Annotated in this window: 8 protein-coding genes; 2 read left to right on the forward strand and 6 right to left on the reverse strand. The window is 63.1% G+C overall.

Annotation, left to right across the window (positions count from 1 at the left end):
- Window positions 1–107 precede the first annotated feature (107 nt).
- Complete coding sequence (locus BRA471DRAFT_RS10115) at window positions 108–1,565, forward strand: lipopolysaccharide biosynthesis protein (protein ID WP_007606791.1); 1,458 nt, start codon at window positions 108–110, stop codon at window positions 1,563–1,565.
- A gap of 19 nt (window positions 1,566–1,584) precedes the next feature.
- Entirely contained in the window at window positions 1,585–2,946 is a 1,362-nt protein-coding gene (locus tag BRA471DRAFT_RS10120) for a polysaccharide pyruvyl transferase family protein (RefSeq protein WP_007606792.1), read from the forward strand.
- Window positions 2,947–2,971: 25 nt separating this feature from the next.
- On the opposite strand, the gene BRA471DRAFT_RS10125 is transcribed toward BRA471DRAFT_RS10120, so the two are convergent.
- The 6 genes from BRA471DRAFT_RS10125 to BRA471DRAFT_RS10150 all read right to left on the reverse strand — a co-directional run bounded on the left by BRA471DRAFT_RS10125 (window position 2,972) and on the right by BRA471DRAFT_RS10150 (window position 13,903).
- Window positions 2,972–4,096 carry an acyltransferase gene (locus BRA471DRAFT_RS10125; protein ID WP_007606793.1) on the reverse strand — a complete coding sequence of 375 codons (1,125 nt, stop codon included), beginning with the start codon at window positions 4,094–4,096 and terminating at the stop codon, window positions 2,972–2,974.
- Window positions 4,097–4,351: 255 nt separating this feature from the next.
- Window positions 4,352–8,260, reverse strand: a complete 3,909-nt coding sequence (locus BRA471DRAFT_RS10130; RefSeq protein WP_007606795.1) for an RHS repeat protein — start codon at window positions 8,258–8,260, stop codon at window positions 4,352–4,354.
- Window positions 8,261–8,736: 476 nt separating this feature from the next.
- Entirely contained in the window at window positions 8,737–10,128 is a 1,392-nt protein-coding gene (locus tag BRA471DRAFT_RS10135) for a hypothetical protein (RefSeq protein WP_007606797.1), read from the reverse strand.
- On the reverse strand, window positions 10,125–11,399 hold the full coding sequence (locus tag BRA471DRAFT_RS10140) for a glycosyltransferase family 4 protein (RefSeq protein WP_007606799.1): 1,275 nt from the start codon (window positions 11,397–11,399) through the stop codon (window positions 10,125–10,127). Before BRA471DRAFT_RS10140 ends, BRA471DRAFT_RS10135 begins: the two co-directional genes overlap by 4 nt.
- Before the next feature lie 30 nt (window positions 11,400–11,429).
- Window positions 11,430–12,764: a hypothetical protein gene (locus BRA471DRAFT_RS10145; RefSeq protein ID WP_007606800.1), complete on the reverse strand. Its 1,335-nt coding sequence runs from the start codon at window positions 12,762–12,764 to the stop codon at window positions 11,430–11,432.
- Window positions 12,764–13,903, reverse strand: coding sequence for a glycosyltransferase (locus BRA471DRAFT_RS10150; RefSeq protein WP_007606802.1), 1,140 nt, complete (start codon window positions 13,901–13,903; stop codon window positions 12,764–12,766). Before BRA471DRAFT_RS10150 ends, BRA471DRAFT_RS10145 begins: the two co-directional genes overlap by 1 nt.
- Window positions 13,904–14,011 lie beyond the last annotated feature (108 nt).

Below are 14,011 nucleotides of genomic sequence, written 5' to 3' on the forward strand. Positions count from 1 at the left end.
CTCCGTCGTAATGTCGCGAGCAATCAGTCGCCGTTGTGAGCGGCGACAAGCGGTGGCGCGTCATCATCGTTTCGCGTCGTCTGGATCGAAATTGGGTCGAATTGTTGATGAACGTCACTCGAGGCAGGCAACATCAGGTCGTCGTGGCGCTGTTTTGGTCGCTCGCGCAGAATTGGGGCGGCCGCGCATTGTCGTTCGTGCTGTTCCTGGTGTTGGCTCGACTGCTCGATCCCGCGGATTTCGGCCTCGCGGCGCTGGTCGCCTTCGTCCTGCTGCTTTTGAGCTCCATCGCTGAATTCGGCTTCGGCGATGCGTTGATCCAGCGGCGGACGCTCGAGCCCGCCGATGTGACGCTGCCGTTCTTCTGCTCGTTTGCAGCCTCGGTGCTGCTGGCCGTTCTGATTGCACTACTCGCGACACATATCGAGCGTTGGTTCGACGTGAAGGGGCTCGCGCCGCTGCTGACGGCCGCCAGTCTCTCGCTTCCGATCGGTACCGCGACCCTGTTCCAGGAGGCGCTCTACAAGCGCCAGATGGACTTTCGCGTGCTCGCGGTCAGGACCATGGTGGCGACAGCCGTCTCCGGCGTCGTTGGGATCGCCTGTGCCTATGCCGGGTTTGGCGCCCTCAGCCTCGTGATCCAGGTGGTCGTTCAGAGCGCGATCAGCGGCTTGTGGCTCTGGAGCCAGCCGCGATGGTTGCCGATGCGCGGCTACGATCTGAAGAGCCTCCGCGAGCTCTCCGGCTACAGCATCCACGTCATGCTGAACCGGCTGCTGGACTTCGCCATCGTGCGGACCATCGACATGATCATCCTGTCGCTCTATGGCGTCGCGGCGCTCGGCATCTACACGGTCGGGGCGAGAGTCTACCTGATCCTGATGCAACTTCTCACCCAGGCGGTCATGGACGTCGCGCTGAGCGCCTTGTCCAGGATCGCGCACGAGCGGGATCGCATCGCAGGCGCTTATCTGCGCAGCGTCAGTCTCGGCGCGCTGATCGGATCTCCCGTCTTCGTGCTGCTCGCGGCGATCGCGCCGGAGTTCTCCCTGCTGCTGTTTGGCGCGAAATGGGGCGGCAGCGAAGCCGTGATGCGGCCGCTGATGCTGATCGGCGCGGTCCAGACGGTGCAGTTCGTCAACAGCGCCTATTTCGGCGCGCTGGGGAAGCCGAACTATGTCTTTGGGCTCAACATCCTGAAATTCTGCACGGTCGTGCCGGCCATGTTCCTGCTTCCGTCGCGCGACATTGGTCAACTGGCCACGATCTTCGCGTTCTCGCAGCTCGTGGTGACCCCCGTCACGTTTGCGCTGGCGCTTCGGCTGCTTGGCTTGAACTGGAGCCAGTTTCTACGTCCCATCGCGGGCTGCCTTTGCGCCATCGTTCTGGCCTACGGCGCGGTCGTGCTGTGCCGGGAGGCGACGCTGGGCATGAACCCCTATTTGCGGATCGGGCTGCTGTCGTCCTGTTTTGGCGCGGCCTATCTGACGGGCCTTCTGCTGTTCTGGCGGAAGCAGCTCCTTTCCCTGATTGATTTCGTCGTGAAGCGCGGTGCGACCGCTTGATGAAGACGAGGAGACTGTCGTGAAGCAATTGATCCCGGTGCCCGTACGCAGGCAACTCCGAGGCTGGCTCAACAGCGCCAAGAATACGCCGTTGGCGCTCGATTTGCTCGAGCTGCGCAGATGGCAGAACGCCCGGAGGGACGTCGGCGTCAACGCCGCGCCGCGCAACGACCCGCGCCGGCTCGTCGTGCTCCCTTCCGATCCCTGGAGCGTTCGTCAGTCGCGCGGCGATGAGGCCATGATCGAAGCGGCCACGGGGGAGTTGAGGCGGACCTATCCGGATCTCGAGGTCTACATCGTCACCGCAACCGCAGCGGCCAGCGCGGACGTGCGCGCGATGGGTTTCAAGCCGCTCGAACTCTGGCGGCAGCCCTTTTCGTACGAGACGGTCGCCCAGGAGCTGTCGCTCACGAGGCCGGATTTCGGGCTGGTTCTCGGCGCCGATGTGCTCGACGGCTACTATTCTCCGGTCGATGCCGCGCGCATGCTGCTCGTCGCGGACCTGATGGCGGCATTCGGCGCCAAGGTCAGCGTGCTCGGATTCAGTTTCAATTCCCGCCCGGCCAAGGCGCTGCGCGAGGTGTTCCGGCTGCTAGATCCGGGCGTGGTCCTGAACCTGCGCGATGCGATATCCCTTCAGCGTTTCGACGATTTCGCCCGGAAACGCGCCCATCTGGTCGCCGACGCGGCGTTCATGCTGACGCCGCGGGCGGAGACGGCCGCAGTGAAGCAGATCGCGGCGACGATCGCGCGACAACGCGAGCAAGGTCGCAAGGTCTTCGTCTTCAACATCCATCCGATGTTGTTCAGGAAGCCGGAGCCGGCCAAGCTGCGGCACATGATAGAGCTCGCGGCGGTCGCCATTGAGCGGCTTGCTCGGGAGCACAATGCAAGCTGGCTGTTGCTCGCACATGATTACCGCCCCGAGATCGCCGACGACAATTGCCTGCGGCCGCTGGCCGACCGCCTCAAGCCCACGCTCGGCGATCACGTGCACCATGTCGATCAGGCGCTGTCGGCGGGCGAGATCAAGGCCGTGGTTGGTCGGGTCGACGGCGTGATCACCGGGCGCATGCATCTGGCGATTGCGGCGCTTGGGCAGGGCACGCCTGTCGCAGCGATCACCTATCAGGACAAGTTCCAGGGCCTGTTCGCACACTTTGGCGTCAGCGAATCGCTGTTGCTGTCGCCGACCCAGTTCCTGGTCGACGACAGCTTTGAGAAGTTCGTGCTGCACTTCCTGGGCGCACACGAAGCCGCCGGCGGGAAGGTGCGGCAGATGCTCCCCGAAGTCATGGAACTGTCCCGCGCCAACATCGCACCGCTGCTGGGCGAGAGCGCGATGCGGGCTGTGCCGGAGGCCGACGGGAAGGTCGCTTGAACGGCCTCATGTCATCGGCAGGCGGTCAGTTGACCGCCCGTTCGGTGGTGTTGTCAAAGCGGACGGAGGTGTCGGTTGCGGCCGCCTTGCGCGGGGATGCGGCCCCGATGTCGGCCCAGCGGTTGATGAAGCGCCGCGCCGGATTTTCGAAATAGGCGTAGGTGCGGTCAGCGATGACGGTCAGGACCACACAGCACGCCAGGGCGAACAGGGCGAACTGATCAGGCCGCAGTCCGAGCCAGGTCCACAACGGCTTGAACACGGCAATGAGAACCGCATCATGCAGCATGTAGATCGCATATGAGGTGTTGCCGAGCCGTCCAAGCAGGCGGGCACCCGGAAACTGCCTGAAGGCGCTTTCGCCGACCGCAGTGAGCAGGATCGCGCAGGAGAACAGGACAATGGCCAGATCCGGCTTGGCGAAGACGTTGAGGACGAGCACGGAGAGGCCGAACGTGCCGATGCCGGCGAAGATCATCCGCTTGTGCCGATAGGGATGCGACATCCGAAATAGGATGGCGAGCAGGATGCCATTCAGGAAGCTCGGCAGCGCGCGGAGCATCCCGTAGTCGAAATTGGCTCCATACATCTGCGACCGTTCCTGCCAGATCGGCAGATGGCCGTGGGCAAGAACCAGATAGAGCGCTGCGACGATCGCGCCAAGCACGATCGGCTGGACCTTGCGCGCAAGCAGCATCAGCAGCGGAAACACCAGATAGCAGAAGAATTCCGCGCTGATCGACCAGGACGGCGAGTTGAAGCTGAGATGGTCGGTGACGCCCCAGGCCTGGAGCAGCACAAGGTTGTACAGGAAGTCCAGCGGGGTCGAGCGGGCCGTGCGCTCCAGGCCGACGCCGATGAGCACCACGAAGATGAGCAAGCTCAGCAGGTGCAGCGGATAGATCCGTGCAATGCGACGGATCATGAAACGGGAATAGGCCGCCACGCCACGCGCGTCGGACGGGTAGGAATAGGAGATCACGAAGCCGGACAGGATGAAGAACATGTCCACGAACAGGCCGTAGGACCCGTTCCAGGCCGGCGAAATGCCAGTGTCGATCAGCTTCAGGTGGAAGATGAAGACCCCGAGCGCGGCGACGAAGCGGTAGAAGTCGAGAACGACAAAACGTCTTGCTTCACTGGCTTCCATCGGGCCTCGGAGTCCTTGCGCGGTTCATCTCTCTTCTAGAGTCGAATTGTGACGCAAGTTCGCTGGATGCAGCGGCGGAGGCAGCGTGATCGCGAATCGGTCAGCCTCGAGTTCCTCGAGACCGTCTTGCCAGGGAAGCGAACGTCTTCATCGTCCCAACACTGCCTCTTGATGAGGCAGACGCCAAGTGAGCGGGCCGGGACCTTGATGGGTCCCGGCCCGCTCGACGTTGATGCAGCAATCAGTCCGCCCGGCTCAGACGAACACGAAGTCGTGGCTCGTCAGGCTGGAGACATAGACGTTCTTCAGCAGGATCGAATCACTGTCCGAAAACGTGATCAGCGCATTCGTGCCGGACTGCGTGATCTGCAGGTGACCGTAGTCCGCGGCCAGCAGCTTCGAGATCTGGACCACGTCGTGCGTCGTGCCGTCGCCGGCCTGGAAGTTGAGGATCTGGTCCTGGCCATGATCGTAGGCGATGGTGGTCGAGTTCGGCGCGGCCGAGAACACGTCGTTGCCGGCCCCGCCCTGGATCGTCACGCCGCCGGCGACAGCCGTGACATTGTGGGTGCCGTCGGCCTTGCTCTGATCGAAGAATTGCAGCGCGCTGGCGGAGTTGTAGTTCTCGTGCTGCGTCGTCCCGGTCTGTCCGTTGAAGTTGAACAGGAAGACGTCCTTGGAGCCGTCGGTGTTGTTGGCGATCTCCTGGGTCTTGGTGCCGGCGCTGTTGTAGATGTCCGTCAGCTTGCTGCCGTCGTCGTGGATGACCTGGGTATAGTCCAGAGTCCCGTCGGCGTGGGTCCGGGTGAGCTCGACCATCTTGCCGGAGGCATCGAGGTGCTGATGCTGGGTCGTGTACGACTGCCCGGTGATATTGTAGTTCCAGTTGTCGGACGTGCCGTCGGCGTTCTTGATGTAGGCAGCGCTTTTCACGCCGCCGCTATAGACGGTCGTGGAGCTGTAACCATCGCTCTTGGTCGTCACCTCGCTGGTGATGACGCCGTGGGCGTCGTACCAGTCGGAGGTCTTGGCTCCGTCGGCGCTTTGCTTCAGCGTGAAGGCCAGGCTGTTGTCCGCGTGGGTGCGAACGATATCGGTGAGGAAGCCGGTCGAATCGTAGCTGTCGTGCTCGTTCGTGTAGGTCTGGCCGGCGACGTTGAACTGAAAGACGTCCTTCGAACCATCGGCGTGGTAGTCGGTTTCCGTCTTCTTGACGCCTGATGCATCGTAGTTGGTGACCACGCTGCTGCCGTCGCTATTGACGATTTGGGTATAGTCGAGCGAGTTGTCCGCATGCCAACGGGTCACCTCGGTGGTCTGGCCGGACGGATCGAGGTGCTGGTACTGCGTGGTGTAGCTCTGACCGATGATGTTGTAGCTGTAATTGTCGTGACTCATGTCGGCGTTGGTGATGTACGCCGCGGTCTTCACGCCGTTGGTGTACACCGTGGTCGCGCTGTAGCCGCTCGGCTTCTGGAGCACCTCGCTGGTGAGGACGCCGCTGGCGTCGTACCAGTCCGTGGTCTTGGTCCCATCGGCGCTCTGCAACAGCTTGAACGCCATGCTGCCGTCGGCGTGCTTGCGTATCAGCGTGGTGAGGAAGCCGGTCGCATCGTAGATGTCGTGCTCGGTCGTGTAGGTCTGGCCGGCGATGTTGAAGAGGAAGACGTCCTTGCTGCCGTCGGCATGGAAGTCGGTTTCCTTGGTCCGCGATCCCGCGGCATCATAATTGGTGACGACGCTGCCGCCGTCGCTGTTGATGACCTGGGTATAGTCGAGCGTGCCGTCGGCATGCTTGCGGGTCACGGCGGTGACCTTGCCCGTGGGATCGACGTGCTGGATCAGCGTGGTGTAGCTCTGGCCTGTGATGCCGTAGGCGGTATTGTCCTGGCTGCCGTCGGCATTCTTCACATAGGCGTTGGTCTTGACGCCGTTGCTGTAGAGCGTGGTCGAGGAGAAGCCGTCGGCCTTCTGGACCACCTCGCCGGTGAGACTGCCGGCGGCATTGTACCAATCGGTCGTCTTGGTGCCGGCGGTCGTCTGCGTGAGCTTGAAGGCAAGGCTGCCGTCGCTGTGCAATCGCGTCAGGCCGGCGAGGAAGCCGGTGGCGTTGTAGACGTCGTGCTCGGTCGCGTAGGTCTGGCCGGTGATGTTGTAGGTCCAGACATCCTTGCTGTGGTCGGCGTGATAGGCGGTCTCGACCAGCTTGACGCCCGTGGCGCTATAGGTGGTGATCACGCTGCTGCCGTCGGGGTTGTAGACTTGCGTCGAGTCCAGCGAGCCGTCGGCGTGGCTGCGGGTCACCGAGGTGATCTTTCCGGATGCATCGAGGTGTTGAACCTGGGTCGTGAAGCTCTTGCCCGTGATGCCGTAGGTGTAATTGTCCTGCGAGCCGTCGGCATTCTTGACATAGGCGGCGGTTTTCACGCCGCTCGTATAGAGCGTGGTGGAGTAATAGCCGTCGGACTTCTGGACCACTTCGCTCAGCAGGGTTCCGGCGGTGTTGTAGGTGTCGGTGGTCCTGGTTGCGTCGGTGCCGACGTGAACGAATTTCGTCTTCACGCCGCCGGTGTAGCTGATCAGGTCCTTGGAACCGTCGGTGTAGGCGACGGTGGTCGAGGTCGGCTGTCCGCTCGAATTCAGGCCGGTGTCCGACTTCGACAGCAGCGTCCCGCCGGAATTGTAGGTGTTCGTGCTCCGCCAGGTCGCGGCCGTATTCGTTACCGAGAACGAGTATCCCCCCTCGATCTTGGAGAGAGCGCCGCCGTATTGGGCGATCATGTAGTCCATGGTCGCCTTCGAGGCGACCGGTAGGACATGCGAGTCGGTCAGCGTGATCGTCTTCAGCGCCGTCGACGTGCTGAGGTCGGACAATTGCGGCACGATCTCGGCAGCGGTGCCGCTGACGCTGGTCCGCGTGTCCGGCGGAGTCGTGGTGGTCGGAGGGGCATCGATCTCGATGATCAGCGGGTGATCGCTGACCGGAATAGTGATCGTGCTGACGTCGGTATAGCTGGCGATCGCAGTGGTTCCCGTCAGCGTGTCGTACACCTTGACCGAATGATGCACGCCGCCGAGGTTCACGGTGACCGTCTGAGCCGGATTGGAGACCTCGGTATCGGTGGGATCGTTCCAGAGCTTCGGCTCCGCCCACACCACGAGCTCGTAAGCGCCGTTGCTCTTGCCGAGCACCATGCTGTTGCCGGTGGCCGGCATGTTGCTCAGGGTGTAGTTCAGTGGATCAGTCGGCTGCAGGTTTCCCTTGCCGTCGTCGGCCAGAATGGTCGTCAAATTGTGAATGGCCGTGGCGGCGAGCTTCGGCGTCCCGTCGGAATTGAACAACCCGAAATTGGCCTCGGGGTTGGTATTGCTGGCGGAGGAGTCGCGGTCGAGCAGCTCGTAGAGATAAGTCGCGCTCACGCCCGCCTTGCAGGCATCGACCAGGGTGTTCAGGATCGATTTGGCCTGCACCGTCTCGTTGACGCCGAGATATTGGGTGTTGGCCTGCGTGGTGTAGCCGGTCTCGGTGATGACGACCGGTTTTCCCGGTGCCGCGGCCATCACGGCGCTCAGCGTGGCCGAAATCGAGCTGCCGGTCGTCAGGCTGGTGCTGACATAGGCGTGGGCGTTGGCGTAGTCGACCGAGCCCGACATGTTGCCGAGCTGGCTGTAGCCCTGCGGATCGTTATAGGCCAGTGACAGATTGTACACGGGGATGCTGCCGAGCGCGGCATTGGCGTTGACCGCCTGATAGAGCGCGCTCTGGAACTGAGCCGCGGCGGTAAGACTCGAGCTGCCATTGTAGCTGAAGGGCTGGTGATTAGCCTCGTTGAGCCCTTCGATGGCGCTGATGCTGCCCGGGTGGCTCGTCGCGAACTTCTGGAGCGAGGCGATGTAGTTCTGCAGCCCGGTTGTGCCGGTCTGGGGCAGGGCGGACGACACCAGGAAGTCGAACTTGTAGCCGGCAGCAGCCAGACCCTCGACGACGGGTTGCGCCGCCGGGCTGGTTCCCATGGCGTCGCGGAGATGGGTGACACCGAGATACTTGAGGTCATCGACCATCAGCGCGAGATTGTTGTAGCCGGTCCAGCCGAAGCCGGCATGCGTGTTCACGCCGATGGAGTTGATGAAGCCGCTGGCGGACAGGATGGTTTGATCGGACATTGCACACTCGATTTCAGCGCGAGCGAAAATGCTCGCAGGGATTGCGTTCAAGCTTCTCTGTCGAGTGTGAATTTCAGATAAAAATCGAAGCTACAAATCGCGAGCGAAACGAGTTCCTTGTGCAGGAACAGAATCGATCTCTGCGCAGCAGAATATGAATGAGATGCCGGGACAGGATGACGTGAGGAGGGCGCTTTCGTGATTTTCACCAATTGCGGTGCTGAATATATGCGCAACTCTCGCGAGTGAATTCGTACGACGGTGCGACGCGGCCCGCTTGTCCACCGTTCGGAGTGTCTTTCGTTTCGTGCCTTCGGCAACCCATGCGTTTTCTTGCATGCGAAGTTCGCACATGCCGCTTCGATTAGATGTTGTAATTTACTCGTTTTGGTTGTGGATGCCCAGCAATGGTGCAGGTGCGTGTTGCTGAAGTTTATCCGCAACCCGACCTGCGTCGCAGACTTGGATGCGACGAACTAGCCGCGGCGGGTCAGCAATAGAAAATCCCCGCGCCATCCGATGACCGCCGTCGCGATCGCGGCGATCACGATCTTGCCGGTGAGCCATGTCGCGGGCCCGGTCGGCATCGCAGCGAGCGATCCGATCAGGATGGCGGCCGCAAGGGCCTGCATGACCAACGACAAGCGCGGGAATGCCTCGAACCGCAGGGTCGGACCAAGCGCGATCAGGATCGTGGCGAGGGTAGCGAGCGCAGCGCAGCCGACGGCCTGCTGCGGCGACAGTCCGGCCCATACCGCCGCCAGCGCGACGGCCGCGACGATCGCGAGCTGACCGGCCGCGACGACCACAAGCCGGGTCGCGAGCTTCTCCAGGTGTGGAACCACTGCGACGGTCGCTTGGAGATGCGTGTGCAGGAAATAGAAGGCGGCCACCGCGGGGGCCGTCGCCAGGAACCCGTCAAGGCTCTCCCGCGGCACCAGGATACGGGCCGCATCCGGAATGAAGCCGACCAGGCCGCCGAGCAGCACGAGGGTCGTGCAGATCATGAATTCGAACATCCGCCGGGCCGATTGAACCGACTTCATGACGGTCCCGTGTTCGAAGTCCTTGACGACATCGGGATAGCTCACGGTGTGGATCGCGGCGTTGAGGACCCAGAACGGACGTTGCAGCAGGTCGAGCGCCATCGAAAATCCGGCACCTGCCCCGGTCGCGCCCAGGCGGCCGATGATGATGACACGGAGCAGCACAGGTACCGACAAATGGATGACGGAGGCGCCTGCCGCGAGCATGCCGTAGCCGGCGAAAGTCTTCCAGTCAGCCAGCATCGCCTGCAAAGAGGCGCGCTCCAGCGGCGTGCGGTATGCGACGAGCCCGGCGACGAGGCCCAGCAAGTGGCCCGACGCAATCCCGAGCAGCGCTGCTTCAGCCGTCCCCGAAATCACGCCTCCCGCCGCTGCCCCCGCCAGAAGTGCGGTGGCACGCAGCGCAAGGAGAGAGGATGCGACGCCGAGCCGGTCGGACAGACGGACCGACAGGAAGTAGAGATCTGCCAAGCCCTGAAGCACGGATATGCCCAGGCCCAACGCGATGATTCCTGCCGGGAGCGCACTCGCCAGGGACGCGCAGCTTCCGACCACAACGAGCGCGGCCGCGCTCGAAAGGCCTGCTGCAAACAGCGACCATCTCAGCCGCGCCGCCTCGTTGTCCCCGGCTGCGGCGAGAAAACGAAGTCCGGCCAGCTGCAGCCACTCGAACATCAGGACGCAGAGCAATTGGCTCGAGGCCAGCGCGAGCGAAAAGTTGGTGTAGTCGGCGGCGGGCAGCAGATGGCTGATCGCGAAGATCAGGATGACCGCCGCGGCGCTTTGATAGACATAGCCCGCCATCGCGAGGAGGCGTGTCATCTCGGAATGAGGCGCTCCTTGCCGACGGACCGCCCTTGTGGCGCGTCGGACGTTACAGCACGCACGCGCGACATTCGCTGCTCGCGCAATTGCTCATACAAGCTCTTGTATGAAGATAGCACGTCGGAGAAGATCCACTTGTTGGTATCGGCGATGAGCCGCCGGCTGATCTCGTCGATCTTGTGCGGATCTGCTGCGACCGCGAGCATGCTTTTGGCGAGGGCTTGCGGATCGGCTTCGGTCAGCCAGCCGGTCACTCCGTGCTCGATTACCTCGGGCATGCCGCCGAAGCGCGTTCCCAGCAGCGGCCTGCCGGCCGCCTTGGCATCTGCGACGACCAGCGGACCGGGATCGTGCCAGATGGAGGGCGCGACCACCACGTCGACCTGCTTGTAGAAATCGTCGGGCGCCACGAAGCCCATGAACTCTATTCGTGCATCCGGCGCGAGCGTCCTGAGGCGCCGTTGCTCCTCGTCACTGACCCGGCCGGCGATCAACATGCGGATGCGATCCCGGGGCAGCAGGGCCAGGGCCCGCATCAGGTTCTCGATGCCCTTTTCTTCCGTGAGGCGGCCGATGAATCCGAACGTCACCTCCGTGGTGCAGATCGGACGCGGATAGGGCTCGCGCGGCGGCTCGGTCGAGGCGTTGCGGATCACGGTGCGGATCGGCGTCTCCGAGAACATGCCCATGTCGGTATGAATCGACAGGACGCGCTCGCTGACGCCGACCACGGCACTGAGCCAGTGCGTGGCCCGCTTGCGATGAAAGCTCAGGATTCCGCAGCTCGTGCAGGTGTGCTCGCAGGACCGTCCGTTCTCGAAGCGCGAGCAGCGCGGACAGGTCAGGTAATAGTCGTGAAGCGTGTGGAGCACGGGAACCCCGAGCTGGGCGGCAACGCGCCAGACCGCGGTGGTGAGACCCGACAGATTGTTGGAGTGCAGCACGTCCGGCTTGAAGGCCCGGATGCGTTCCGCGATCAGGGGGGCCTGCATCTGCCAGTCGTCGACCGCATGCCAGATGCTGCGCAATGCGACGTTTTTCTGCTCCGTGAAGGGCAGGTACACGTTCCGCACCGGCGCGGAATGGACGTTGATGCCGTCGCAGGTTTCCGGAGCTTGCCCGGGCGTAGATGCGGCCCGGATCACTTCCACCTCGTCACCGCGCTGCACCAGCCCTTCGGCGAAGCGTCGGGCGAAGATCTCGGCGCCGCCGACGATCTTTGGGGCCTGAGGCGTCGGATAAAGCGTGGACGTCAAAAGAACTTTCATCGCGTCAACCTCATGTCTGCAAAATCGCGTCTACCGCGCCGGCCTTATCTCCAGGGCGGGAACGGCACTGTCATTGGCTGCAATCAGGACCGGTGTGCTCGAGACGGGGATCCAGACCCCGGATGCAGGCTTTGCCGCCTGATCGCACGGCATCGAAAAGCTTGCGCCCTGTTGATCGCCCTTGAGCCGGATTTCGTAACGCCGGTCCGGGGCCTCGGACCAGACTGCAATTCTGCTGCCAGAATTCGTCGATGCATTGATCGACACGACGCCATTGGCGAGTTCGCGTCGCTCGGCACTCAGGGTGGGGCGAATGAAAACCCAGGCCCCCTGGACCGCGCAGGCGACGGGCTTGGGCGAATTGTCGAAACGATAGAGTCCGAAATTATCCTCCAGCTCCGACGGGTTCTTTCCACTGTCCTTGAGCTCGTAGAGCCACATGCCCTTGAACCAGCGCGTCGCAGTGGACGCCCACAGGATCAGCTGCGCGGTATTGTCGGCCTGGGCCTGCTCGCTGACGCCGCATTTGTTGCTGGCCGTGGTCCAGCCCGTCTCCGTGACATAGATCGGGAAGTCGGGGTTTCCGCTGGCCTGGGCGACGAGACGGTGAAACGCCGTGAGCCGGTCGATGATCTCGGCCGAGGTGCGTTTGCTCGGGCCCATGCAGAAATTGTAGAGATGGATCGAAGCGCCGTCGGCATATTGAAGGATGCCGGTCCGCAGCATCTTCTCCGTCCATGTCCAGCCCGGATCGTCGCCGAGCGCTCCGACCAGGAAAGGTGCATTCGGTGCAACCCGCTTCACCGCCGGTCGCGCGACTTGCGCGAGCGCCAGGTAGTTCTCCGGCGAGAACGCCGGATCCTTCTTCGCCGCCAGATTCCATTCGTTCCAGAGCTCGAAGACCGGGTGCTGCGCCACGACCGATTGCGCCGCCGCCGCGGCATAGTCTGCGAACCGCTGCCGCGCCTCATCGGTGGTCGGCGGCGAGGAATTCGGAACCAGATGATGACCGAAGGCCAGGATCAGGAGGGGGCGCGCGACGCCGGACCTGACCTGCGCTTCGAGCCTGCCGAGCCTGGGCGTGAAGCCCATCCGGCGTCCCCCGACCTCGAAATCGGACCAGGGAAAATCATCGCGGAAGGCATTGAGGCCGAGTTGCTTGATCTGCGCGACGTTCTCCGAAGGCACGTATCCGCGCGCGCTCACCGGGCCACCCAGCCCCTGATGGGTGCCGACCCCCAGCAGGAATCGGGCATCGAGCGGTTGAGCCTGCTGTGCGCAGACAGAGACCGGTAGAAAAATGGATGCGATGAGGCCCGCGAGGCGCAGGCCGCCGCGAACCAAGGTGCGTGGGAGCGGAGCCATCAGAAATTCTTGGAGAGGTCCGATTGCAGCCCCGCCTTCGCGTCGACCGGTGCCCGATCGTCCTGCAGGAGCTCGGCATAGACCTGCTGCAATTGCCCATGCGTCTTCTGGACGTCGTAAAACTGCTTGAACCGGTCGTAGCCGCGCTGTCCCAGCACCTTGAGATCGAGATCGAGTGCTCGGCGGAAGCCGTCGACGAGCGGCTGGACCGCAACGGGCTCGCAAAGCACGCCGGTCACGCCATCGACGACGATCTCGGGCAATGCTCCGCTGCGGAACGCCAAGATGGGTTTGGCCGCGCGCATCGCCTCGAGCGCAACGAGGCCGAAGGCTTCCCATCGTGACGGGATCACGACGAGGTCGGCGGCCTCGAGCTGGGTCTCGATGGTCGGCCGGTCGAGCCAGCCCAGCAGGGACACGTTGGGCGGGACGCTCGGGCCTTCGTATTTGTTGACGACGGAGGCGCCGATCATGCGGATATCAAGCACATCCTCGAGCGAGCGTGCCGCTTCGATCAGGAGGTCGAAGCCCTTCTGGCGGTCCAGGCGTCCGATGAACAGGACCTTGACCTTCTTGGACGTCCAGTCGGCCGCGACAGGCTGCGGTGTGCGGCTCTTCGAGATGCCATTGTGGACGAGGGTGAGGCGCTCGGCGGGAATCCCGGCGCGGACGGCTTCGTTGAACTCGTCGCCGGAGATGCAGATGATTCGGTCCGACGTGCGCGCAAGGAGGTTCTCCGCCGCCTTCGTCACGAGATGACTGAGGCGGCCGGTCTCGCGTGAAAACGCCCAGCCGTGCGGGCAATAGACGACGCGCGGACCGTCCGAGCGGGCCGCCAGCGCCGGGCGCAGCACGAGGCCGGCAAACGAGGAATGCAGGTGGACGACGTCCGGACGGAAGGCATCCAGCGCTTGCATGCTTGCGCGCAACATCTGGAACAGTCCGGCAACGCCGCGGCCGGAGCGTTCGAACGTCGTAATCTGGTTGTCATCGATCGCTGGAAGATCGCGACGATGATCCGACGGCACGACGCAATGCACGTTCCCGGTGCCGAAGCTCGCCTGTTGCTGTGGGTGCAACTCGTTCAGGTAGCTCGCAATCCCGCCACGGATCGTCTCGGCGATGTGCAACACTTTCATCGTTTGCCTTCCGTAGGACCGCGTTGGAGAGCCGGACATCGTGAGTCCCTGCTCCGAGTTCGCTAGTGCGAAACACAGTTCCTCGAATCCGTAGCGATATTGGGGCAG

This window comes from Bradyrhizobium sp. WSM471 (assembly GCF_000244915.1).
GTDB lineage: Bacteria > Pseudomonadota > Alphaproteobacteria > Rhizobiales > Xanthobacteraceae > Bradyrhizobium.

What these genes read in the sequence shown, in the direction of transcription:
- BRA471DRAFT_RS10115 (WP_007606791.1), top strand. Translation starts at nt 108, where the DNA reads ATGAACGTCACTCGAGGCAGGCAACATCAGGTCGTCGTGGCGCTGTTT.
- BRA471DRAFT_RS10125 (WP_007606793.1), bottom strand. Translation starts at nt 4,096, where the DNA reads ATGGAAGCCAGTGAAGCAAGACGTTTTGTCGTTCTCGACTTCTACCGC.
- BRA471DRAFT_RS10150 (WP_007606802.1), bottom strand. Translation starts at nt 13,903, where the DNA reads ATGAAAGTGTTGCACATCGCCGAGACGATCCGTGGCGGGATTGCGAGC.
- BRA471DRAFT_RS10135 (WP_007606797.1), bottom strand. Translation starts at nt 10,128, where the DNA reads ATGACACGCCTCCTCGCGATGGCGGGCTATGTCTATCAAAGCGCCGCG.
- BRA471DRAFT_RS10140 (WP_007606799.1), bottom strand. Translation starts at nt 11,399, where the DNA reads ATGAAAGTTCTTTTGACGTCCACGCTTTATCCGACGCCTCAGGCCCCA.
- BRA471DRAFT_RS10145 (WP_007606800.1), bottom strand. Translation starts at nt 12,764, where the DNA reads ATGGCTCCGCTCCCACGCACCTTGGTTCGCGGCGGCCTGCGCCTCGCG.
- BRA471DRAFT_RS10130 (WP_007606795.1), bottom strand. Translation starts at nt 8,260, where the DNA reads ATGTCCGATCAAACCATCCTGTCCGCCAGCGGCTTCATCAACTCCATC.